Source organism: Galbibacter pacificus (genome assembly GCF_029603165.1).
In the GTDB taxonomy this organism is placed as follows: Bacteria; Bacteroidota; Bacteroidia; order Flavobacteriales; family Flavobacteriaceae; genus Galbibacter; species Galbibacter pacificus.
Window position 1 is genome coordinate 80228 of sequence record NZ_JAQSVC010000001.1, and the last position, 22140, is coordinate 102367.

A 22140-nucleotide genomic window follows, 5' to 3' on the forward strand; every position below is an offset into this window, starting at 1 on the left:
TTTATGGGGGAATTATTTTTTATTTTTTCAAATTTTTGATATATAAATGTATAAAATTATTAATGATAACGAAGAAAACGGGAGTAAATTTTGTAAACTACTCCCGTTTGTTATTATTTATTTTCAAGTAATGTTTGTTCTTCTTTCTCAAAAGGGCGCTTTCCAAAAATTCTTTCAAGGTCATCTTTAAAAATCACTTCTTTTTCAAGTAAATGCTCTGCCAGTTCGGTAAGCTTGTCTTTGTTTTCTTCCAATAATTTTACGGCCCTTATATATTGTTCTTCTATTATTTTAGAGATTTCTTTGTCTATAAGCTGAGCTGTCTCTTCGCTATATGGTTTCGAGAAATTATAATCGGTTTGTCCGCTGGAATCGTAATACGTTAGGTTCCCGATCTTTTCATTTAGACCATATATGGTTACCATGGCTCTGGCTTGTTTTGTAACCTTTTCCAGATCGCTTAATGCGCCAGTTGATATTTTGTTGAAGATTACCTTTTCTGCAGCCCTGCCGCCTAATGTAGCGCACATTTCGTCTGCCATTTGCTCGGGCCTTACAATAAGCCTTTCTTCGGGCAGGTACCAGGCAGCTCCCAAACTTTGTCCGCGGGGAACAATAGTCACTTTTACCAATGGTGCAGCATGCTCGAGCATCCAGCTTACGGTAGCATGGCCTGCTTCGTGAAAAGCAATTGTTTTCTTTTCGCCGGGCGTAATAATTTTGTTCTTTTTCTCAAGTCCGCCAACAATCCTGTCTACGGCATCTAGGAACGATTGTTTGTCTACGGCTTTTTTACCATTTCTAGCAGCAATTAAAGCAGCTTCGTTACAAACGTTTGCAATATCGGCACCGGAAAACCCTGGGGTTTGTTTTGCCAAAAATTCCAAGTCCAATGTTTCGGCGGTTTTAATAGGTCTTAAGTGCACCTCAAAAATCTCTTTACGCTCCCTCACATCGGGAAGGTCAACAAATATTTGACGGTCAAAACGTCCGGCGCGCATCAATGCTTTGTCCAGAATATCGGCCCTATTGGTTGCGGCCAAGACAATTACGTTTGTATTGGTGCCAAAGCCATCCATTTCGGTTAAAAGCTGGTTTAAGGTATTTTCGCGTTCGTCGTTGCTTCCGGTAAAGTTGTTTTTTCCCCGTGCCCTACCAATGGCATCAATTTCGTCAATAAAGATAATGGCAGGCGATTTATCTTTAGCTTGTTTAAATAGATCACGGACCCTTGATGCTCCCACACCAACGAACATTTCAACAAAATCCGATCCCGATAGGGAAAAGAAAGGAACTTTTGCTTCTCCAGCAACTGCTTTTGCCAATAAGGTTTTACCTGTACCGGGAGACCCTACTAACAATGCTCCTTTTGGAATTTTACCTCCCAATGAGGTATATTTTTCGGGGTTTTTCAAGAAATCTACAATTTCCTGCACTTCTTCTTTTGCGCCTTCCAATCCGGCAACATCTTTAAATGTTACCTTCATATCGGTTTTTTCATCAAATAGGCGTGCTTTAGATTTCCCTATGTTAAATATTTGCCCGCCTGCACCTCCAGCGGCACCTCCGGACATTCTTCGCATTAAGAAAATCCATATACCAATGATAAGCACAAAGGGAAGGATGGAGAATAACAGTTCTCCAAAAAGGTTGGATTCCTGCTCGTATTCTACCGAAGCAGAGAGTTTGTTATCGTGAATGGTTTTCTTGATATCGTTCTCGAAATTCTGCAAATCGCCATATTTTAATTGATATTGCGGGATTTGCGTGCTCGATGGGATTAATGTTTTGCTAAGTGCATTTTTATGAATGTCTTTTTCTTTGGCCTGTTTTGTCAAGTATACCTTGGCCTGCCTTGCATTGGTAATAATCTGTATTTTACTTACATCGCCTTCTTTTAGGTATTCTTGCAATTTTGCGGGCGTGATGTCGGGTGGGGTTTGCCAGCCGCTACTGCCAGAAAAAAATTGCATGCCTATAATTATAACCAATATAGCTCCGTAAATCCAATATGAACTGAATTTAGGTTTCTTTGGGTTTGTATTGTTACTGTTCTCTTTTGCCATTAATTTTTTATTCTTGTCCGGCCTTTGTGTATACCAGGCCCGATAATGTTTCGAAATATCTTAATCCTTGTTTTTAAATGCGCGGTAATTTAGTTTGACGAAATCGCGGTTAGCTTTGCGTCGCCCCATAATCCTTCAATGTCGTAATATTCTCTTATATGTTTTTGAAAAACATGAACAACCACATTTACATAATCCATCAGTACCCATTCGGCATTCTCTGTACCTTCTACATGCCATGGTTTGTCTTTAATTTCTCGGCTGACAATTTTTTGAATGGAATTTACGATGGCGTTTACCTGTGTGTTCGAAGTACCATTACAGATTATGAAGTAATCGCAAACCGTATTTTCAATATCTCTTAAATCCAAAATATTTACATCTTTCCCCTTAACCTCTTCAATCCCTTTTAAGATAACTGTTATTAATTGATCTGCGCTACTATTCGTTTTTGCCATTAAAAATTTTTATTTTCACAAAGTTATTATTTTTTTAGCTTTTTGACTATTCAAATTAACATAACATTACATATTTCTAATGTAGTAATTTAAATGAATTTAATCAAACTTGATGCCACCGATTCAACCAACTCCTTTTTAAGGCAGCTGGCAATACAAAAAGAACTCGAGGATTATACCGTTGTAACCACAAACAGACAAGATGCCGGAAGGGGGCAAATGGGTACAAAATGGGTTTCTGAAGCTGGGAAAAACCTTACGTTTAGCGTTTTTAAGCGAATTGAATGCCTCGATAAAGACGAGCTTTTTTATTTAAGCATGGCCGTATCTTTGGCCATTTACGACACCCTAGTTTATTTTACAATCCCTCAATTAAAAATAAAATGGCCAAACGACATTTTGTCAGTCAACAGCAAGATATGCGGTATTTTAATCGAAAGCATTATACAAAACGGGAAATTAAGTGCTTCCATAATAGGGGTGGGACTTAATTTAAACCAAACCAATTTCGACGGTGTTACCAATGCTTCTTCCCTAAAGAAAATTACCGGGGTCTACTATCAAAAAGACGAAGTATTGCTAAAGATCATCGAGAATATTAAAAAATACGAGGCCTGGATTGTTAACAGAGAGCTTTCAAAACTTAAAAAGGCATACGAAAGAAACCTTTTCAGAAGAAATAAACCTTCCACCTTTAAGCTGAACAACGGCACCCTCATTATGGGCTTCATCAAGGGCGTGGCAAACAATGGCTGTTTAAAGGTGCTTATGGAAGACAACGTAATGAAAGAGTTCGATTTAAAAGAATTGAAGCTGCTTTATTGAGTTGAGGGTTTAGGGTTGAGAGTCCAGAGGTGCAAAGGTTCAAAGTCACATCCCAGATAACCAATACCAAATAACTATTCCCTTATCCCTAATCACTGTTCCCTAATTCCTATCAACTATCAACAAAAACCTAATTCCCTTCCTTTAAATATGTATCGCGTACTTTTTTAAACAAATCAGACGAGTACACAAAATTGGTAACGGCCTCGTTGTCGGTTTTAAATATTTCTTTGTTGGTACCTTCCCATTCCTTGTAGCCATCTTTTAAAAAAACAATCTTCTCGCCAATTTCCATTACCGAGTTCATATCGTGCGTATTAATAATGGTGGTAATATTGTATTCTTGGGTAATTTCATGTATCAAATTATCTATTACAATGGCCGTTTTGGGGTCGAGGCCAGAGTTAGGTTCGTCGCAAAACAAGTATTTAGGCTTGTTTACAATGGCACGGGCAATGGCAACGCGCTTTTGCATCCCCCCCGATATCTCAGAAGGCAGTTTGTTGTTGGCATCGACCAGGTTTACTCTTTCCAGTACAATAGATGCCCGTTCGGCCATTTCGTTTTTAGAGAGTTTAGAGAACATCCGCAGGGGGAACATAACGTTTTCTATAACGGTCATGGAGTCAAAAAGGGCACTTCCTTGAAAAACCATGCCCATTTCCTGCCGCAGCTCGGTACGTTGGTCCTCGTCCATGTCGGCATAGGCACGGTCATTGTATACAATCTTTCCTTGTTCGGGGCGGTGCAGCCCCAGCAGGCATTTTAGAAACACCGTTTTCCCCGAGCCGCTCTGCCCGATAATAAGGTTGGTCTTTCCTTTGTCAAAACACGTAGAGATGCCTTTCAATACCTCTGTATCTCCAAACGATTTATGTATATCTTCAACAATAATCATCAGCCTAACAACATTTGTGTGAGTAAATAATTGGCAATAATAATGGCAACGCTCGTCCAAACAAACGAAGAAGTACTGGCCTTGCCCACTTCAAGTGCACCCCCTTTCATATAATACCCATAAAAGGAAGGGATAGTTGCCAAAATAAAAGCAAAAACAATAGTTTTGGTAAACGCATAAATAACATGAAAGGTGTTAAAATCTACCTGCAATCCCTTTATGAACTCGGCACTGGTACTGTAGCCACCAAAAACCGCGGCTATCCAACCACCAAGAATACCCATGTACATGGCAATGGCAATTACAAAAGGGTAGAGCATGAGCGCCACAATTTTAGGGAACACCAAATAATTCAATGAGTTCACCCCCATAACCTCCAAAGCATCTATCTGTTCAGTAACCCGCATGGTACCTATACTCGACGTAATATAAGAACCCACCTTTCCCGCCATGATAATAGAGGTAAATGTGGGCGCAAACTCCAGGATTACCGACTGCCTCGTGGTAAAGCCTACCAGGTATTTCGGTATCAAGGGGTTATCTATGTTCAGGGCCGTCTGTATGGCAACTACACCGCCAATAAAAAAGGATATAAAGATAATAATACCCAACGACCCGTATATAAGATCGTCTATTTCTTTAAAAATCAGGTTTTTAAGCATGGACCATTTTGTATGCCTGCTAAAAACTTCCTTTAGCATGATAAAATAACGCCCAAAATTTTCAATATAAATCATGTAATTCAAATAGAACAGCTAAAGTAAAAAAATAAAATTACATCTCTTTTAACCAATATTTAAACTTCTCGTTATTTTAAATTGCTAGTTTTACAAAAATTAATAATCCTAATGAAAAACTACGTATTATTGGGCCTTGCAATTATTGGCTTATCTACTGCCAAGGCCCAGGAAAAAACAGCAACTCAATTGTACACAAGGCCAAAGCTCGTAGTAGGCATCATGGTAGACCAAATGCGCTACGACTACATCCCCCGTTTCTGGGAACGATACGGAAACAATGGTTTTAAACGCATGGTAAACGAAGGCTTTAACTGCAAGAACAACCATTTTAACTACATCCCCACCAAAACGGCCGTTGGGCACACCTCTGTATATACCGGGACCACCCCAAAAATACATGGTATACTGGGGAACGATTGGTACGACAAAGAAGAAGAAAGGATGGTCTACTGTACCGAAGACGCTTCAGTAGCATCTCTTGGCACCACCACCGATGCCGGAAAAATGTCGCCCAAAAGGATGCTATCCAGCACCATGACAGACCAGCTGAAGCTCGCCACCGTTTCCCGTGGCAAGGTAATAGGCGTATCGCTCAAGGATAGGGCCTCCATACTGCCCGCCGGGCACGCCGCTGATGCCGCATACTGGTTCCAGGGCGGAGACGAGGGGCACTGGATAACCAGTACCTACTACATGGACAAGCTGCCAAAGTGGGTAGCCAAGTTCAACAAGTCCAATGCTGCCGAAAAATACAACAAAACATGGAATACCCTTTATGACATCAATACCTATACAGAGAGCATTGCAGACGACAACGAGTTTGAAGGCCCGTTTAAAGGTGAACAGGCACCCGTATTCCCGCACGACATACCCAAACTATGGAACGACAACGGGAAATTCGACCTCCTCAAGGGCGTGCCCTATGGCAATTCCCTTACGGTAGACTTTGCAGAAGCCGCCATAGAAGGCGAAGAACTAGGGAAAGACAATATAACCGATTTTCTCGCGGTAAGCTTCTCGGCCACCGATTACGTAGGCCACCGATTTGGCGTAAGCGCCAAAGAAACAGAAGATACGTACTTACGTTTGGACCAAGACCTGGCGAGACTCTTTGCCTATTTGGACAAACAAGTAGGCAAGGGCGAGTATACCGTTTTCCTTACTGCCGACCATGCCGCTGTTGAGGTACCAAGCTATTTGGAGAGCCTAAAAATACCCGGGGGGTACTTCAGCAAAAAGGAATTTTACGACCCCTTGAACAAATTTCTTTCCGAAACCTTCCATAGCGATAAGCTCATAAAAAACATGTCCAACGAACAAATATTCCTGGACCAAGAAGTAATCAAGTCGCTCGGGCTAACGTCCACAGAGGTTGAAAATGCAATAGCTAACGAAATAAAGAGCTATAAAAACATAGCCGAAGCATACACCGCAACCGCCATGAGGAATCAAGAATTTACACATGGCATTGCCCACAGCCTGCAAATGGGCTACAACCAAAACGGGTCCGGGGACGTGCTTATTATACTGCGTCCGGGATACATTCCATCGACTTCCCGTACAGGCACAACGCACGGTTCCGGTTATACATACGATACCCATACACCCCTGCTATTCTTTGGCAAGGGTATAAAACATGGGGCCACCGTAAAACGTACCGAAATACCCGACATAGCAAGTACCATATGTGCCTTATTGGGTATAGAATTTACCAGCGGAAAAAGCGGAGAGCCCATACAAGAAGTATTGGAATAGATTTTATAAGAAGTTGCCGATTGACTAAAAGGCATTGCGGTGTGTATCATATGTAGCAATGTCTTTTATGAGTTCCTTCTAGAGATGTATCGTCTGGAGATACTGTTTCAATCGGAGCTAGAAAAAGAACAAACCATCCTATGGGGTTTTATTTCCCCTAGGGTGGTTTTCTTTTTGCAAAACAAATAAGTGCTCATCCCGAAATAGTGCAGGGCCGTTATCTTCAATACAGCACTCATTTGCCTATAGCAGCAATACCAAGCAAAGTAATAGGTTATATGTATATGGAAGCAGGGGGTCCCATCACGAATTAAATAAAGATAAAGTAAGTGTTAAGCATAGATAAGAGGCATGAAGTCTTACAGAGCCTCGCACAAAATGAAACTTTTAAATAAAGAGTCAGTTAAAAACCCCCGCAAGTCTTTTAACCTTGTTGGGCTTTCCTAATGAAATAATGCACACTCATAAAGTTAAGAACGGACATGTGCTATAAAAATTTCCTTTTAATATTTTCCATACGGTAATTTCTAATAAAGGCACCTTCTTTTTGAGTAACAAGAAAAGGGGCTTTTTCTTTTTTGGCATTAAAATAGCCTTTCAGGTTATCTATAAAAATTTGTACTTTTTTTTGTTTCCATGCCATTTTTCCAGAGGCAATGGCGGTAATTAATAAACCGTACCGCATGGTGTACATGGCCTTTCCCTGAAGCATACGCGCCTTTTTGTTATAAGATGCTCCGGTGGGGCGCAAATGTTTTACCTTTAAAGAGGTAGCTGTATATATTTCAAAATCATGATAACGGGCAAGCAGTTCGTCTACGGTATCCCATCCCATGGCGCACCGTAGTCCGCCAATAGCTTTATAGCAGTCCTTGGTATAGGCCTTAAAGGCGCCACGAACATGGTCGTTCCCCATAGGATGGTTGAGCTTCCATGCACCGTTATTGGTTTGTTCATAAGCAAAGCCGCCGGCAATACCTACATGGGGTTGTTGATTGAAAATACGGGCAATGGTTTCAAAATACGTATCGGGCAGGATAAGATCGGCGTCCAGCTTTACCAAAAAACCGTATTGATCGTCAAGAACGGCCAGGCCTTTGTTAAAAGCATTAATTACCTTGCTCCCCGGCATATGTTCTTTTGTAGAAGTTACATTGAGCTTGGTTATATAGGCATGTTGTTGGGCAAAAGTATCTATAATGGTTTCGGTAGCATCGGTAGAATTATCGTTTACAACTACCACACGTTTGGGCAAAAGCGTTTGACATGCAATACTTTCCAGTGTATACTTTAAAAAAATTTCTTCGTTATGGGCAGGAATAACAATGTAGTAGTTCATTATAAAAAGTCGTTACTTTTTAATCCTTTCGGCATATATTATATAATAGCGTGGTGTAAAAGACCGCAACAATGGCCTAAAGCCTATTTTTTTGACCGGGTTGGTAAACTTTTCCCGTTTTTTAATCTCCCATCCGGCCTTTTCAAGAAGCCAGTCAAACTGCCAATCTTCAAATTCGTGGTAATGCCTGTCCCATGCATCGGTTTTACTTCTGTATGCAGGAGCAAACCACAACCTTAACGGCACCGAAGCAACAAGCTTGTTGCCCTTTATTTTTGTTAAGGCGTTAAAAGGAGCAATAAGGTGTTCGAAAATTTCGAATGCGGTAACTACATCGGCATGGGTGCCTTCAACAGTACGAAAATCAACATCCAAATCTTCGCCCTTGGTATTGGCAACGTGGTAACCACGGTCCTGCATTATCTTGCTAAACGGGTTTTCAATGCCAAGGTCCAATACATTGGCCGGGGCCGGGACGGTAGCTTCTAGAAATTCAATGGTTTTTTTATAGCGCTTGTTAGGAAAGCTATTTTCGTACATACTAATATTTATAAACGAGCGCATTAATATTCATGCCCGCGCCCACACTTGCAAATATAACAACATCTCCTTTATGTAGTTCCTGGTTGGTAATATTTCCTTTTTTAACAGAATCAAATAAAGTGGGTATAGTTGCTACCGAACTGTTGCCAAGCTCATGGATGTTCATGGGCATAATCCCGCTTGGTACCTCTTTATGGTATAATTTGTAGAAACGGAGCAGGATGGCCTCGTCCATTTTCTCGTTGGCCTGGTGAATAAATATTTTTTTTAATTGGCTAATGGAAACACCGCTTTTATCAAGGCATTCTTTCATGGCAACAGGTACGTGGGTTACGGCAAATTCGTAAATTTTTCTTCCATACATTTTAATGTACTTGGTATTACAGGTAAGGGCTTTGTTGTAAGATTTTCCAAAGAACAGATAATAAGCTTCGTCGTGAGCATACGTAGCCGATGTGTGCGATAATATGCCGCCGTCTTGGGTAGTAGCCTCGATAACCATGGCACCGGCACCGTCTGAATAGATCATGGAATCCCTGTCGTGGCTATCAACCACTCTCGATAAGGTTTCTGCGCCTATGACCAGGCATTTTTTTGCCATTCCGGCCTTAATGAAGGCCTGTGCCTGGATAACGCCCTCAATCCATCCGGGACAACCAAATAGCACGTCGTAAGCAACGCATTTTGGATTTTTAATTTTAAGGGAATGTTTTACCCTTGATGCAATGCTTGGCACAGTATCGCTCTGGTCGGTGCCCTTTTTAATGTCGCCAAAGTTATGGGCCACTATAATGTAGTCAAGGGTTTCTTTGTCCAGTTGAGCATCTTCAAGAGCCTTTTCGGCAGCAAAGAAAGCAATGTCGGAAGTGGTATGCCGGTCGAGAACGTACCTTCTTTCTTTAATACCGGTTATAGCTTTAAACTTTTCTATTATAACTTCATTGGGATGATGAAAAGGAGATCCATCAACATTTAAAAACTCATGTTGTGCAAAAGTGCTGTTTTTTGTAATATCAGGAGGGATGTAACAACCTGTGCCTGTTATCTTTATATGCATATAGATGTTGGTTTTGCCAAAGATACAATTAATACAAACATTACTATTATGCATGCATAGTATAATTTACGACGTTCAACGAGAACGTTTTAGTTGCCAAGTAAAAGAAAAAGAACATGAAAAAAGCCTTTCATTTATCTGAAAGGCTTTATATATATAATGTATATGGGGTTTTTTATTATGCATCCATATAATCTTCAATGGGAGCACAAGTACACATTAAATTACGGTCTCCATAAGCTTCGTCTACCCGCCTAACGGTTGGCCAAAACTTGTTTTCGGCAATGTGTTCCAACGGATAAGCAGCCTTTTCTCTTGAATATGGGAACTCCCAAGTAGAAGCCGTAAGCATTTTTAAGGTGTGCGGTGCGTTTTTAAGCACATTGTCGGCTTGATCGGCTTCGGTAAGCGCTTCAATTTCTTTTCTAATGGAGATCAAAGCGTTGCAAAACCTATCCAATTCGGCCAGGCTCTCACTTTCAGTAGGTTCGATCATCATGGTACCGGCAACAGGGAAAGAAACCGTAGGTGCATGGAAACCATAATCTATCAATCTTTTGGCAATATCGGTTACTTCAATGCCTTTTGCTTTAAATGGCCTGCAATCGATAATCATTTCGTGGGCGGCCCTTCCTTTTTCTCCGGTATACAGTACATTATAAGAGCCGTTTAGCCTTTCTTTTATATAGTTTGCGTTTAAGATCGCGGTACTTGTAACTTGCTTTAAGCCTTTTGCACCGAGCATTTTTATATAGCCATAAGAAATCAAGCAAACAAGGGAACTTCCCCACGGAGCAGCAGAAATAGCATCGATGGCATTTTTACCGCCCATTTTGATTATAGGGTTTGATGGTAAAAACGTTACCAAATGGCTGGCAACACAAATGGGTCCAACGCCGGGGCCCCCGCCACCGTGTGGAATGGCAAAAGTTTTGTGCAGGTTAAGGTGGCAAACATCGGCACCAATGGTTGCTGGGTTTGTAAGTCCTACCTGAGCGTTCATATTAGCGCCGTCCATATATACTTGTCCGCCATTATCATGGATAATTTTGGTAATTTCTTTAATTGAAGATTCAAATACCCCGTGCGTAGAAGGGTAGGTAACCATTAATGCAGCCAGTTCGTCTTTGTATTTTTCGGCTTTGTCCCGAAGGTCCTCAACATCAATGTTCCCTTTTTCGTCGGTTTTGGTAACAACAACCTTCATTCCTGCAAGTACAGCAGAAGCGGGATTGGTACCGTGCGCCGAGGCCGGGATTAAACAAATGTTCCTATTTTTATCGCCACGGGATTCATGATAAGCCCGAATGACCATAAGACCGGCAAATTCTCCCTGCGCCCCGGAATTGGGTTGAAGCGAGGTTCCGGTAAATCCTGTAATAACGTTAAGCTGTTCTTCTAAAGTTTTAAGGACTTCTTGGTATCCGGCAGCTTGTTCTACCGGAACAAACGGATGGATGTTTCCCCACTCGTCCCAGCTTAACGGAAGCATTTCTGAAGCGGCATTAAGTTTCATGGTACAAGAGCCCAATGAAATCATGGAATGGTTAAGCGCAAGGTCTTTGCGTTCCAGTTTTTTAATGTAGCGCATCAAAGCAGTTTCTGAGTGGTAAGCGTTAAACACTTCATTATCCAGAAAAGAAGAAACGCGTGCAGCGCCGTTTAAAATGGCACGATCTTCGATCAATGCATCAATGGAAATGGTATTTTTTCCTGCGGCATCGGCAAATATCTGAACGATTTTATTCAGATCGGCCAATGTGGTTGCTTCATTTAAGGAAATGGCAACTTGATCGTTACCGATATATAAGAAGTTTACTTCCTCAAGTTCGGCGATACTTTTTACCTGTTGTACATCTGCTTTAATTAAAATAGTATCAAAATACGACTCGTTTAATTGCCCGTAACCTAATTTGGCGAGTGTATTGGCAAGTACAACGGTAGAATTGTGTACTTTATCTGCAATGTATTTTAAACCTTTAGGGCCGTGATATACTGCATACATTCCAGCCATAATGGCCAAAAGCACCTGTGCCGTACATATATTGGAAGTGGCCTTATCTCTCTTTATGTGCTGTTCCCTGGTTTGCAGGGCCATACGAAGGGCGCGGTTGCCGTCCATGTCTTTGGTCACGCCAATAATTCTTCCGGGAAGGTTACGTTTGTAGGCTTCTTTTGTAGCAAAATATGCCGCATGCGGACCACCGTACCCAAGAGGGATACCAAAGCGTTGTGTGGTTCCTACAACGACTTCAGCGCCAAATTCCCCGGGAGGGGTGAGGTTTACCAAACTTAAAATATCGGCAGCAACGGCTACTTTTATGTTGTTTTTAGTTGCTTCAGAAACAAATTCGGCATAATTATAAACAGCGCCGTACTTTCCGGGGTATTGTAAAAAAGCACCGAAATAGTCCTGAGAAAAATCAAAAGAAGCATGATCGCCAACAACGAGGTCTATTTCTAAAGGCATGGCATGCGATTTTAAAACCGACAATGTTTGCGGCAAAACTTCATCAGAAACAAAAAACTTGTTAATGTTGTCTTTCTTTTGCTCGCGGGTCCTGGCACTAAATAGCATGGACATAGCCTCGGCGGCGGCGGTACCTTCGTCGAGAAGCGATGCATTGGCAATTTCCATTCCGGTAAGATCGCAGACCATGGTCTGAAAATTTAACAAGGCTTCTAACCTTCCTTGAGCAATTTCGGCCTGATATGGGGTATACGCCGTATACCAGCCCGGGTTTTCAAGAATGTTCCTTTTTATAACCGAAGGAGTAATAGACTCGTGATAACCAAGGCCAATGTACGTTTTAAAAACACTGTTTTTTGCGGCCAATTGTTTAAGATGGGCCAGATACTCGTGTTCCGTCATGGCTTCCGGGAGATCAAGGTCGGTTTTTAACCTGATACCGTCGGGGAAGGTTTCGTACAGTAATTCATCTATGTTTTTTACACCAATTGTACTGAATATGGTGTTTAAATCCTCTTCTTGGGGGCCGATATGCCGGGTAACAAAAGAATCTGTTTTCATTATAACCGTCTAAAAATGTTTTAATTTGCGCAAAAGTACATATATTATTTGTTTAAAAAAGTACTTTTGAACTGGCTTTGACCTACTAAGTGAGATTTAACATATTTCAATGCTTGACCAGTAGCCCGTTCGGGCAGAAACCGAAATATTTTTTGTTTTTTAACATGTGTCCAGAGAACTTTTTGGGGTTTGTTGACAGATGTTTTTAAATGCTGTAAACATATAAATTATCTTTTGTTATTTTGTGGCCATGAAGCTGCTTAAACAGATTTTTGATTTTTACCTAGACTCCAGCATTCACGTAGCTTTGGCGGTATATGCGCTAGCGCGGATAACAATGCTTAGTTTTGGTCTGGGTTATGATGAAGTAATAAGTTATGCACTTTTTTTTGGTACTATTGTAGAATATGGCTTTATAAAGTACAGCTCGCTTGCCAAGCACTATCTTTTTGTAGATAAAAAATATTTAAAGATCATACAGTTTTTTGGAGGCATCTGTTTTATTATTGCGGCTTATTATGTTTTTCGGCTTAATTATAAAACACTTTTTGTTGCAGGCGGACTCGTAGTCCTGGCATTTTTGTATGTAGTCCCTGCATTGACCACAAAAAGGAACATAAGAAGCCTAAAGGGGATAAAAATATATATTGTGGGGCTAACATGGTCTGTTTCTACCGTTATCCTGCCGCTTCTAAACAACGATATGCCCATGCAGGCTAATGTCTATGTGGAAGTATTGCAGCGTTTTATCTATATTATTGCTATTATGATTCCGTTTGAGATAAGGGATTTAAATACAGATGAAGCATGGTTACGAACTCTGCCACAGGTTTTGGGCGTTCGTTGGGTAAAATTATTGGGGACGCTTTTGGCGGTATTCTTTTGCGTTTTAAGCTTGTTTAAGTACAATTTTGCGTATAAATATCAACTGGTGGAGCTTGGGGTTGGCGGACTTATAATTTTATCTATTTTGTTTGCAACAAAAAATAGATCAAAGTATTATGCCAGTTTTTTTGTAGAAAGTATCTCGGTGGTGTGGTGGCTTGCCATGCTTTTGGTTTAGCATTTGGAGTTGATGTTCTTTCTCATTTCTTCCTTTTTGTCGGGGTTTAGGGTCTTTATTTCGGCTTTGTTACAGAGTTGGGTTAGGTTCCTGTTCTTTTTAGTATAAGATTTGGTTGCCCTGCACCACATCAATCTAAGGTTGAGCTTCATTTTTTCTATAAAAGTAGCTTCGCCATATTGCACCTTGTCGCAAATCTGCTTTGCTTCTTCGCAAGAAGCAAAAAGGATATTTTTTTTATTACTCATTTTTAAACCAATTATTTTCTAAACAATCCATTAAAGCGGTTCTGGCACGATGTACTATTACCCATAAATTAGACGCAGTGATATTCAGTTCTTTACAAATATCTTCTGTCTCCATGCCCTGTATTGTTTTTTTTATAAAGACATCGGCTTGTTTTTTAGGAAGCTTCATAAGGCATTCCTGAATGGCAATTCCTAATTCTTCGTTTTGTAAAACATCTTCTGCATTGAGATCGAATGGATCTGCCACCCGTTCTTCCAGCCAGTCACCATCTTGGTCGTCGGCATTGGTGTAGCCCATTTTAATTTCAGCTTTGCCCTTTTTTGAATTTATTTTTCGGTAATGGTCAATTATTTTTCGTTTTAAAATAGAGATAAGCCAAGTACGTTCTGCGGCATCTCCTTTAAAATTTTCAGCAGATTTTAATCCGGCCAGAAATGTTTCCTGAACTAAATCTTCGGCTACAATGGTGTCGTTCACTCTGGTAATGGTGTAGTTAAAAAGGTAATCTGCATATAGATCCACCCATTTGGAAGGATTTAGTTTTTGTTTAGGCACGCCGAATAAATTTCTTTCAAAAATATAATAAAAACTTTAATTATCACTTTTGTAACTTTACATTTTAAGAAAATACTGGCTTAAAAGAAAATGATTACTTACTTTAAAAAATAAGCGCATGAACAAAAGTATATTTATAGTTTTTCTGCTGATGGCTACACAATTTACCTTTTCTCAAGTACAGGACGAAGATATTACTGAATTTAAAAACGAATTGTCTGAAAACGACATGCTTTTGGACGTGAGGACCCCGAAAGAGTATCAGGAAGGATATATTAAAGATGCAATCAATATAAATGTGAAAAGTGATGATTTTGTTGAAAAGGTGAGTAGATTAGATAAAAATGCCAATATATACCTTTATTGTAAAGCTGGTGGCAGAAGCGCTAAAGCCTCTGAAAAATTAGCAGCCCTGGGCTTTAAAAACATTCATAACCTAGATGGTGGTTTTGATGCTTGGGTAAACGCGGGAAAACAATTTGTCAAGGAATAAAATAGAAATACACTTTGCCGATAAGAAAACTATTTATCGGCAAAGCGGTCTGTTTTTTTTAATTATTTCTTTTCAATAAGTCCGGCCCTTCTTAACAAAGCATCTGGTTGAGGTTCTTTGCCTCTAAAGCGTTTGTAAAGCTCCATGGGGTCTTCTATACCCCCTTGGGAAAGCACATTGTTTTTGAATTTGGTAGCAACTTCCTTACTAAAAATTCCTTTTTCCTTAAAATATTCAAAGGCATCGGCGTCGAGAACCTCGGCCCATTTATAGCTGTAATATCCCGCCGAGTAACCGCCCTGAAAAATATGAGAAAAGGCTGTGCTCATACAGGTTTCGGGAGTTTCCGGGTACAATCGGGTAGCTTCAAAAACAGCATCTTCATGTTTTTTTACATTTTCAATGTTACTAGGGTCTGTGCCGTGCCAGCTCATGTCGAGCATGCCAAAGCTTAACTGCCTCAGGGTTTGCATCCCTTCCATAAAAGTAGCCGATTCTTTAATTTTCTCTACATATTCCATTGGGATAATCTCTTCGGTTTGGTAATGTTTTGCAAAAATTTCCAAGGCATCTTTTTCATAGCACCAGTTTTCCAGTACTTGACTTGGAAGTTCTACAAAATCCCAATACACACTGGTTCCGCTTAAACTCGGATATGTGGTGTTGGCAAGCATACCATGGAGCGCATGGCCAAATTCGTGAAATAAGGTAGTTACTTCATTGAAAGTTAATAATGAAGGTTTGGACTCGGTTGGTTTGGTAAAATTGCATACAATGGAAATATGTGGCCTTGAGTTTTCCCCGTTTAATTTATACTGTCGCTTGTAAACGGTCATCCAGGCACCGTTTCTTTTTCCGCCACGCGGATGGAAATCGGCATACAGAATTGAAACAAGTTCTTTGTTTTCGTCTAGTACTTTGTATGTTTTTACGTCTTTATGGTATTTGTCTATTTCGGCAGTTTCTTCAAATGTAAGTCCGTACAACCTTTCTGCAACCGTAAAAACCCCGTTGATAACGTTTTCGAGTTTAAAGTAGGGCTTTAGTTTTTCATCATCCAGGTTAAAAAGTTTTTGTTTTAATTTTTCGGTATAAAAAGCACCGTCCCATTTTTCAAGTTTATCTATACTGCCCAATTCCTTTGCAAAATTTTCAAGTTGAGTATATTCCCGTTTGGCGGCCGGTTTGGCTTTGGCCAACAATTCTTCCAGAAAGAGGTTTACTTTTTCCGGAGTTTTTGCCATGCGTTCTTCCAAAATAAAATGCGCATGTGTTTTGTAGCCTAACAACTCGGCGCGTTGTTGACGAAGGCGAACAATTTGCTTGATGATTTCCCGATTGTCGTATTTGTTGCTTTGAAAAGACTTGCTCCCAAAGGCAAGCGACATTTTTTTGCGGAGCTCACGATTTTCGGCATGGGTCATAAGCGGGATATAGCTTGGGTAGTCCAAGGTAAAGACCCACCCGTCTTTATTTCGTTCTTTGGCTTCTCCGGCAGCGGCCTCCAACGCACTTTCAGGAAGCCCTTTTAATTGGTTTTCTTCTGTAATATGAAGCTCGAAATTATTGGTTTCGGCCAACACATTTTCTCCAAATTTAAGGCTCAGCGTAGAAAGTTGTTTGTCAATGTCCCTTAAAATGTCCTTTTTATCGTTGGCTAGATTTGCACCGTTTCTGGAGAAACTTTTATAGGTTTTTTCCAAGAGCATTTGCTGCTCTTTGTTGAGATTTAATTTTTCTTTTTGTTCCCAAACAGATTTTACTCTTTTAAAAAGCGTTTCGTTGAGGCGTATATCGTTACCGAATTCAGATAAAAGCGGAGAGATTTCCTGTGCGAGCTTTTGAATTTCCTTATTGGTTTCGGCACTGTTTAAATTGTAAAAAATAGAAGTAATCCTGTCCAGTTGTTCGCCCGAAAATTCTAATGCCTCAATCGTATTTTTAAAAGTTGGGGCTTCGCTATTGGTAGTTATTGCGTTTATTTCTTCTTTGGTTTTTTGAATTTCCTTTTTAATAGCCGGAAGAAAATCTTCATTTTTTATTGCTGAAAAAGGAGCTGTTTTATAGGGGGTTGTAAACGTATTGTTAAGCAAATTTGCCATAAGTTATTTTTTTATTTCTTTTTCTGAAGTACAAAGTAATAAACTTTATGTAGAATGTGGTTTCTATTTTAAAATTGATTAACATTTCTTGAAGTTGCAAAAAATAAGGTTTTGCATTGTATTGAAGGGGGTGGTATGGTTATGGTAACCGATATTGATTTTTTTGAAATTTTTAATAAAAATTGCTTGTAATGATGCCTCATTTTATTGCCGTATAGCAATGCAGTATATGTTTTTGGAACATCTTGAAACCAGCTTACTTGGTCAGGCTTTTTAGTTTTATAGATGTCTTCCCAATGTGTTTTTGCATCAAAATCGCTCATTTAAACGTTCATTTTGTGCCTGTTATCGATTATTTGGCAATTCAGCAGTAAATATAAAACCTCCAAGGACGGGAATGTCGTAAATGTTAGCATAATACAACAATAGAAAAATAGACATTTAAAATACACATCAAACCTACTTATTCAAATTATAGCTGTGTAATGCGTTAACCTGAAGTAAAAAGGATTGGCAGAAAAAAATAGGCTCTATCCCCGGGGCCTATTTTTTTATTTCCTGTGCACCCTTAATAACTTTATCTTTAAGGAATTCTTTATAAGAAACAATAGTTGCCTGAATTTCCTTATTGGAGCTCCCAATAATTTGTGCCGCTAAAATTCCTGCATTTTTGGCACCGTTCAAAGCTACCGTTGCCACCGGAACACCGCTGGGCATCTGAAGGATAGAAAGTACAGAATCCCATCCGTCTATAGAATTACTGCTTTTTACCGGAACCCCGATAACGGGTAATGGAGACAATGAAGCAACCATTCCCGGAAGGTGTGCAGCACCACCAGCGCCTGCAATGATAACCGAAATTCCTTTTAGGTGGGCATTTTTACCAAAATCATACATTTTTTCGGGGGTTCGGTGTGCAGAAACTATGTCTACCACGGTCTCAACTCCTAATTCTTTTAAAACGTCTATTGCGTCCTGCATAACCGGGAGGTCACTTGTGCTCCCCATAATTACTGCTACTTTGGCCATACTTTTATGTTGAAGGTTTTAAAACGGTAAAGGTACGAAGAAGCCGGAAGATGGAAGCCCTAAGCGGGAAATTTTTATTTTTATAAGCTTGTGGAATGATTTTATCAAATAAACTTATCGATACTATTAAACCAACAATGCCTTACATAAAATTCCAAGGCTAACAATCTAATTTTCTGCAATTACTTTAATGCTTTTCTTAACAAGCTCGGCTGTTTTTCTGGCTTCATTTACATTGGGGTTTACAATGGTAACGTGCCCCATTTTTCTAAACGGGCGAGTTTCCCGTTTTCCGTATATATGCGGGGTAACGCCTTCCATATCCATGATTTTCTCGATATTTTTATAAACAACGGGACCTGTGTAATCTTCGGCACCAACAAGGTTTACCATAATACCGGCAACCTTGCTTTCGGTAGCTCCCAATGGAAGTCCCAAAATAGCCCGGATATGCTGCTCGAACTGATTGGTATAACTGGCTTCAATACTGTAATGGCCACTATTGTGCGGGCGCGGGGCCACTTCGTTTACCAAAATTTCGTCGTTTTGTGTCTGGAACATTTCCACGGCCAATAAACCAATATGTTGGTATGCCTGCGAAACTTTTAAAGCCACTAATTGTGCTTTTTTGGCTACGTTTTCATCAATACGTGCCGGACAAATAACATATTCCACTTGGTTGGCTTCCGGATGAAATTCCATTTCTACTACCGGATACGTTTTTACGTTTCCTTTTGGGTCCCTCGAAACAATTACCGCCAGTTCGTTTTTAAACGGTATCATTTTTTCGGCAATACATTCTGCTTTCGGCAGCCCTTCCAGATCAGAATATGTTTTAATAACCTTTACGCCTTGTCCGTCGTACCCAAAGCGGGCACTTTTCCATACAAATGGGAAGGAAAGCGATTCGTTTTTAATCGCCGTAAGCATCTCGTCTGGATAGGCAAAACGTGTAAAGTCTGCTGTAGGGATGTTGTTGTCTACATAAAACAGTTTTTGTTTGGCCTTGTTTTGTATGGTTTTAAGCGTTTTAGCCGATGGATATACTGTTTTCCCTTCTTTTTCCAATTGTTCCAAGGCATCAATATTTACGTTTTCAATTTCAATGGTCAGTACATCTGTTTTTTTACCAAATTGGTAAACAGTGTCGAAATCCATCAAATCGCCTTGAAAAAATTCGTTGCAGGCAATTTTGCAGGGGGCTTCATTGCTTGGGTCGAGCACTAGCGTGTAAATATCAAATTTGCGAGTTTCGTATAGCAGCATTTTACCAAGTTGGCCACCGCCTAAAATTCCCAATTTAAAATCAGAAGAAAAATAGTTCATTATACGAGTTTATATGTTTGAATAAGGTTATGAGTTTTTGGTTTTTAAACACCAAGCACAAACTTTTGCAAAAATACAGTTTAAAATGAAATAGGAGCGATAATACTGCGCTATCTGTATGAGGGGATTATGGAAAAACAAGCTTAAAAAGCAAGCTGTTTAGGTAGGAGAAATAGCACAAAACCGACTTTTTTTGTAAGTATTGCTTAAAAAATAACTTTTTTGATGTGAAAATAATTGACAAATAGTTGAAATCGATTAAATTTAAAGGAAAAACAAAAATCTAAATAGTATCTTTGCAACTTTATAATTTTAAGAAACTTGATTAAGCTTTACGACACATATTTTGAGCCTTTTATTTCTGCCGAAGAAATAAATGCTGCCATTGAGCAAATGGTAGAAAAGGTAAAAGCCGACTTTAAAAATGAGACGCCCATTTTTATTTGTGTCCTTAATGGCGCGTTCATGTTTGCTTCAGATTTTATAAAAAAATACGATCAGGACTGCGAACTCAGTTTTGTAAAATTGAGCTCATATCATGGAATATCCTCAACAGGAATTGTAAAAACACTATTGGACGTGCCAGACAATGTAGAAGGGCGTAGCGTAGTAATTCTTGAAGATATAATAGATACGGGAAAAACGGTAAAAGAACTGGTCTCCATGTTCTCCAACATCAACGTAAAAAAATTTAAAATAGCTTCCATGTTTTACAAACCCGATGTCTATTCGGGGGAATACAACATAGATTACGTAGGCATAGAAATCCCCAACAAATTTATTGTGGGGTACGGGCTTGATTATGACGAATTAGGAAGAAACTTACCAGAAGTATATCAAATAAAAGAAGAGTAAATATGATCAATTTAGTGCTGTTCGGGAAACCGGGTGCAGGGAAAGGTACACAGGCTAACTTTTTAAAAGAAAAATACAATTTAAAACACATATCCACCGGCGATGTATTTCGTTACAATATTAAAAATGGGACCGAATTGGGGACGCTGGCAAAATCGTATATCGATAAAGGCGATTTAGTGCCCGACGAGGTGACCATAAATATGTTGAAAGATGAAGTTGAGAAAAACCCGGATGCAAGCGGATTTATTTTTGATGGATTCCCCCGCACCAATGCACAAGCAAAAGCACTAGACAGATTGATGGAAGAAAAAGGAATGAAGATACATGCTACCATTGCCTTGGAGGCCGATGATGAGGTTTTGATTCAGCGTTTGTTGGAAAGAGGCAAAGTAAGCGGGCGCAGTGACGATCAGGACGAAAATAAAATAAGAAACCGTTTTGAGGAATACAACCAAAAAACGGCTCCTTTAATGCATTATTACAAAGAACAGGACAAATTCCATAGCGTAAACGGAATTGGCAGCATTGAAGAAATTACAGGAAGATTAAGTAGGGTTATAGAGGCTCTTTAAAATAAAACGCTCTTAATGATATAAATTCTACTGTCATACTGAGCCTGTCGAAGTATATTTAACCTATAAATACAACAAAGTCTTCGACAAGCTCAGACTGACACTAAGTTCTTCAAAAACTTTTAAGGCGCGTTTTTATATTAAAAAAACATATTTAAATGACAGAAGGAAATTTTACAGATTACGTAAAAATAAAAGTAGCATCTGGAAAAGGAGGACAGGGTTCTGCACACCTGCGTAGAGAGAAGTATGTTGCCAAAGGTGGTCCCGATGGTGGCGATGGAGGCCGTGGCGGTCATATTATCGTGAAAGGGAATAAAAACCTTTGGACTTTGTACCATTTTAAATTTAAAAAACACTTTCAAGCCGGTCATGGCGAGCATGGCGGCAAACAAACAAGTACAGGTGCAGACGGGCAAGATGTGTTTATAGAAGTACCTTTAGGGACACAAGTAAAGAACCCGGAGACCGACGAAGTATTTTTTGAAATTACCGAAGACGGAGAAGAAAAAATAGTTGCAACAGGGGGCAAAGGCGGATTGGGGAACTGGCATTTTAAGTCGTCTACCAATCAAACCCCGCGTTATGCGCAACCGGGGCTTCCAGGTGAAGAAACCGAACTTTTATTAGAGCTAAAACTTTTAGCAGATGTTGGCCTGGTTGGGTTTCCCAATGCAGGAAAATCCACGCTTTTATCGGTAATAACTTCGGCAAAACCAAAAATTGCCGATTACGAATTTACTACTTTAAAACCCAATTTAGGCATTGTGGAATACCGCGATTACCGTACTTTTGTCATGGCCGATATTCCCGGGATTATTGAAGGAGCATCAGAAGGAAAAGGGCTCGGGCACTATTTTTTACGCCATATTGAACGTAATTCAACCTTACTTTTTTTAATTCCCGCCGATACAAAAGATATTTACAAAGAATACGAGGTATTGTTAAACGAACTCCAAAAATACAATCCCGAATTATTGGATAAAGAGCGTTTGGTGGCCATTTCAAAGGCAGATATGCTTGACGAAGAATTGAAAAAAGAAATGAAACAGGAGCTCGACCAACAATTTACAAATGTAGAATACCTGTTTATATCTTCAATAGCCCAACAAGGTATCCAACCATTAAAAGACAAACTCTGGGAAATGCTAAATAAAGGAGAGGAAAAAGTCTAAGTAGCC

The 22140-nt window shown here is 39.7% G+C and carries 21 protein-coding genes; 7 read left to right on the forward strand and 14 right to left on the reverse strand.

Features of this window, described 5'->3' with window-relative positions:
- Positions 1-113: 113 nt before the first annotated feature.
- Complete coding sequence (gene ftsH, locus PSF86_RS00410; protein ID WP_277898083.1) at positions 114-2066, reverse strand: ATP-dependent zinc metalloprotease FtsH; 1953 nt, start codon at positions 2064-2066, stop codon at positions 114-116.
- A gap of 89 nt (positions 2067-2155) precedes the next feature.
- Complete coding sequence (gene rsfS / locus PSF86_RS00415; RefSeq protein ID WP_277898084.1) at positions 2156-2524, reverse strand: ribosome silencing factor; 369 nt, start codon at positions 2522-2524, stop codon at positions 2156-2158.
- A 93-nt stretch (positions 2525-2617) separates the two neighbouring features.
- Between rsfS and PSF86_RS00420 the strand changes: the two genes are divergently transcribed.
- Positions 2618-3349 (forward strand): biotin--[acetyl-CoA-carboxylase] ligase, encoded by a 732-nt coding sequence (locus tag PSF86_RS00420; protein ID WP_277898085.1) that lies wholly within the window; start codon positions 2618-2620, stop codon positions 3347-3349.
- A 130-nt stretch (positions 3350-3479) separates the two neighbouring features.
- On the opposite strand, the gene PSF86_RS00425 is transcribed toward PSF86_RS00420, so the two are convergent.
- Together PSF86_RS00425 and PSF86_RS00430 are read right to left on the reverse strand one after the other, a co-directional pair.
- On the reverse strand, positions 3480-4247 hold the full coding sequence (locus tag PSF86_RS00425) for an ABC transporter ATP-binding protein (RefSeq protein WP_277898086.1): 768 nt from the start codon (positions 4245-4247) through the stop codon (positions 3480-3482).
- Entirely contained in the window at positions 4247-4984 is a 738-nt protein-coding gene (locus tag PSF86_RS00430; protein WP_277898087.1) for an MlaE family ABC transporter permease, read from the reverse strand. The genes PSF86_RS00425 and PSF86_RS00430 overlap by 1 nt, the downstream gene beginning before the upstream one ends.
- A 111-nt stretch (positions 4985-5095) precedes the next feature.
- Between PSF86_RS00430 and pafA the strand changes: the two genes are divergently transcribed.
- Positions 5096-6742, forward strand: a complete 1647-nt coding sequence (pafA, locus tag PSF86_RS00435) for an alkaline phosphatase PafA (protein ID WP_277898088.1) — start codon at positions 5096-5098, stop codon at positions 6740-6742.
- Positions 6743-7229: 487 nt separating this feature from the next.
- On the opposite strand, the gene PSF86_RS00440 is transcribed toward pafA, so the two are convergent.
- The 4 genes from PSF86_RS00440 to gcvP form a co-directional block, all read right to left on the reverse strand.
- Positions 7230-8081 (reverse strand): glycosyltransferase family 2 protein, encoded by an 852-nt coding sequence (locus PSF86_RS00440; protein WP_277898089.1) that lies wholly within the window; start codon positions 8079-8081, stop codon positions 7230-7232.
- A 12-nt stretch (positions 8082-8093) separates the two neighbouring features.
- Positions 8094-8621, reverse strand: coding sequence for a class I SAM-dependent methyltransferase (locus tag PSF86_RS00445; RefSeq protein ID WP_277898090.1), 528 nt, complete (start codon positions 8619-8621; stop codon positions 8094-8096).
- Between the two features lies 1 nt (position 8622).
- Complete coding sequence (locus tag PSF86_RS00450; RefSeq protein WP_277898091.1) at positions 8623-9681, reverse strand: 3-oxoacyl-ACP synthase III family protein; 1059 nt, start codon at positions 9679-9681, stop codon at positions 8623-8625.
- A 178-nt stretch (positions 9682-9859) separates the two neighbouring features.
- Positions 9860-12712 carry an aminomethyl-transferring glycine dehydrogenase gene (gene gcvP, locus PSF86_RS00455; protein WP_277898092.1) on the reverse strand — a complete coding sequence of 951 codons (2853 nt, stop codon included), beginning with the start codon at positions 12710-12712 and terminating at the stop codon, positions 9860-9862.
- 250 nt (positions 12713-12962) lie between these two features.
- Between gcvP and PSF86_RS00460 the strand changes: the two genes are divergently transcribed.
- Complete coding sequence (locus PSF86_RS00460) at positions 12963-13775, forward strand: UbiA prenyltransferase family protein (protein ID WP_277898093.1); 813 nt, start codon at positions 12963-12965, stop codon at positions 13773-13775.
- Here PSF86_RS00460 and PSF86_RS00465 read toward each other — a convergent pair.
- Both PSF86_RS00465 and PSF86_RS00470 read right to left on the reverse strand, forming a co-directional pair.
- The gene (locus PSF86_RS00465) at positions 13772-14023 is read right to left on the reverse strand and encodes a hypothetical protein (protein ID WP_277898094.1); all 252 of its coding nucleotides are present in this window, start codon (positions 14021-14023) and stop codon (positions 13772-13774) included. The genes PSF86_RS00460 and PSF86_RS00465 overlap by 4 nt on opposite strands.
- Complete coding sequence (locus PSF86_RS00470; RefSeq protein WP_277898095.1) at positions 14016-14579, reverse strand: sigma-70 family RNA polymerase sigma factor; 564 nt, start codon at positions 14577-14579, stop codon at positions 14016-14018. Before PSF86_RS00470 ends, PSF86_RS00465 begins: the two co-directional genes overlap by 8 nt.
- A 118-nt stretch (positions 14580-14697) precedes the next feature.
- Here PSF86_RS00470 and PSF86_RS00475 point away from each other — a divergent pair, with 118 nt between their 5' ends.
- Positions 14698-15072 carry a rhodanese-like domain-containing protein gene (locus PSF86_RS00475; protein WP_277898096.1) on the forward strand — a complete coding sequence of 125 codons (375 nt, stop codon included), beginning with the start codon at positions 14698-14700 and terminating at the stop codon, positions 15070-15072.
- A gap of 62 nt (positions 15073-15134) precedes the next feature.
- Here PSF86_RS00475 and PSF86_RS00480 read toward each other — a convergent pair whose 3' ends face one another.
- The 4 genes from PSF86_RS00480 to PSF86_RS00495 form a co-directional block, all read right to left on the reverse strand.
- The gene (locus tag PSF86_RS00480; RefSeq protein WP_277898097.1) at positions 15135-17174 is read right to left on the reverse strand and encodes a M3 family metallopeptidase; all 2040 of its coding nucleotides are present in this window, start codon (positions 17172-17174) and stop codon (positions 15135-15137) included.
- Positions 17175-17242: 68 nt separating this feature from the next.
- Entirely contained in the window at positions 17243-17497 is a 255-nt protein-coding gene (locus PSF86_RS00485) for a hypothetical protein (RefSeq protein WP_277898098.1), read from the reverse strand.
- Positions 17498-17717: 220 nt separating this feature from the next.
- Positions 17718-18203, reverse strand: a complete 486-nt coding sequence (purE, locus tag PSF86_RS00490; protein ID WP_277898099.1) for a 5-(carboxyamino)imidazole ribonucleotide mutase — start codon at positions 18201-18203, stop codon at positions 17718-17720.
- 168 nt (positions 18204-18371) lie between these two features.
- Positions 18372-19529, reverse strand: coding sequence for a 5-(carboxyamino)imidazole ribonucleotide synthase (locus PSF86_RS00495; RefSeq protein WP_277898100.1), 1158 nt, complete (start codon positions 19527-19529; stop codon positions 18372-18374).
- A gap of 321 nt (positions 19530-19850) precedes the next feature.
- Here PSF86_RS00495 and hpt point away from each other — a divergent pair, with 321 nt between their 5' ends.
- From hpt to obgE, 3 genes are all read left to right on the forward strand, one after another.
- Entirely contained in the window at positions 19851-20384 is a 534-nt protein-coding gene (hpt, locus tag PSF86_RS17760; RefSeq protein WP_338424005.1) for a hypoxanthine phosphoribosyltransferase, read from the forward strand.
- 2 nt (positions 20385-20386) lie between these two features.
- Entirely contained in the window at positions 20387-20959 is a 573-nt protein-coding gene (locus PSF86_RS17765; RefSeq protein ID WP_338424006.1) for an adenylate kinase, read from the forward strand.
- A 158-nt stretch (positions 20960-21117) separates the two neighbouring features.
- Positions 21118-22134, forward strand: coding sequence for a GTPase ObgE (gene obgE / locus PSF86_RS00505; protein ID WP_277898101.1), 1017 nt, complete (start codon positions 21118-21120; stop codon positions 22132-22134).
- Positions 22135-22140 lie beyond the last annotated feature (6 nt).

What these genes read in the sequence shown, in the direction of transcription:
- PSF86_RS00465 (WP_277898094.1), bottom strand. Translation starts at nt 14,023, where the DNA reads ATGAGTAATAAAAAAAATATCCTTTTTGCTTCTTGCGAAGAAGCAAAG.
- PSF86_RS00445 (WP_277898090.1), bottom strand. Translation starts at nt 8,621, where the DNA reads ATGTACGAAAATAGCTTTCCTAACAAGCGCTATAAAAAAACCATTGAA.
- obgE (WP_277898101.1), top strand. Translation starts at nt 21,118, where the DNA reads ATGACAGAAGGAAATTTTACAGATTACGTAAAAATAAAAGTAGCATCT.
- PSF86_RS00485 (WP_277898098.1), bottom strand. Translation starts at nt 17,497, where the DNA reads ATGAGCGATTTTGATGCAAAAACACATTGGGAAGACATCTATAAAACT.
- purE (WP_277898099.1), bottom strand. Translation starts at nt 18,203, where the DNA reads ATGGCCAAAGTAGCAGTAATTATGGGGAGCACAAGTGACCTCCCGGTT.
- PSF86_RS00460 (WP_277898093.1), top strand. Translation starts at nt 12,963, where the DNA reads ATGAAGCTGCTTAAACAGATTTTTGATTTTTACCTAGACTCCAGCATT.
- ftsH (WP_277898083.1), bottom strand. Translation starts at nt 2,066, where the DNA reads ATGGCAAAAGAGAACAGTAACAATACAAACCCAAAGAAACCTAAATTC.
- PSF86_RS00450 (WP_277898091.1), bottom strand. Translation starts at nt 9,681, where the DNA reads ATGCATATAAAGATAACAGGCACAGGTTGTTACATCCCTCCTGATATT.
- PSF86_RS00430 (WP_277898087.1), bottom strand. Translation starts at nt 4,984, where the DNA reads ATGATTTATATTGAAAATTTTGGGCGTTATTTTATCATGCTAAAGGAA.
- PSF86_RS00480 (WP_277898097.1), bottom strand. Translation starts at nt 17,174, where the DNA reads ATGGCAAATTTGCTTAACAATACGTTTACAACCCCCTATAAAACAGCT.
- PSF86_RS00420 (WP_277898085.1), top strand. Translation starts at nt 2,618, where the DNA reads ATGAATTTAATCAAACTTGATGCCACCGATTCAACCAACTCCTTTTTA.
- PSF86_RS00425 (WP_277898086.1), bottom strand. Translation starts at nt 4,247, where the DNA reads ATGATTATTGTTGAAGATATACATAAATCGTTTGGAGATACAGAGGTA.
- pafA (WP_277898088.1), top strand. Translation starts at nt 5,096, where the DNA reads ATGAAAAACTACGTATTATTGGGCCTTGCAATTATTGGCTTATCTACT.
- PSF86_RS00475 (WP_277898096.1), top strand. Translation starts at nt 14,698, where the DNA reads ATGAACAAAAGTATATTTATAGTTTTTCTGCTGATGGCTACACAATTT.
- PSF86_RS17765 (WP_338424006.1), top strand. Translation starts at nt 20,387, where the DNA reads ATGATCAATTTAGTGCTGTTCGGGAAACCGGGTGCAGGGAAAGGTACA.
- PSF86_RS00440 (WP_277898089.1), bottom strand. Translation starts at nt 8,081, where the DNA reads ATGAACTACTACATTGTTATTCCTGCCCATAACGAAGAAATTTTTTTA.
- PSF86_RS00495 (WP_277898100.1), bottom strand. Translation starts at nt 19,529, where the DNA reads ATGAACTATTTTTCTTCTGATTTTAAATTGGGAATTTTAGGCGGTGGC.
- gcvP (WP_277898092.1), bottom strand. Translation starts at nt 12,712, where the DNA reads ATGAAAACAGATTCTTTTGTTACCCGGCATATCGGCCCCCAAGAAGAG.
- rsfS (WP_277898084.1), bottom strand. Translation starts at nt 2,524, where the DNA reads ATGGCAAAAACGAATAGTAGCGCAGATCAATTAATAACAGTTATCTTA.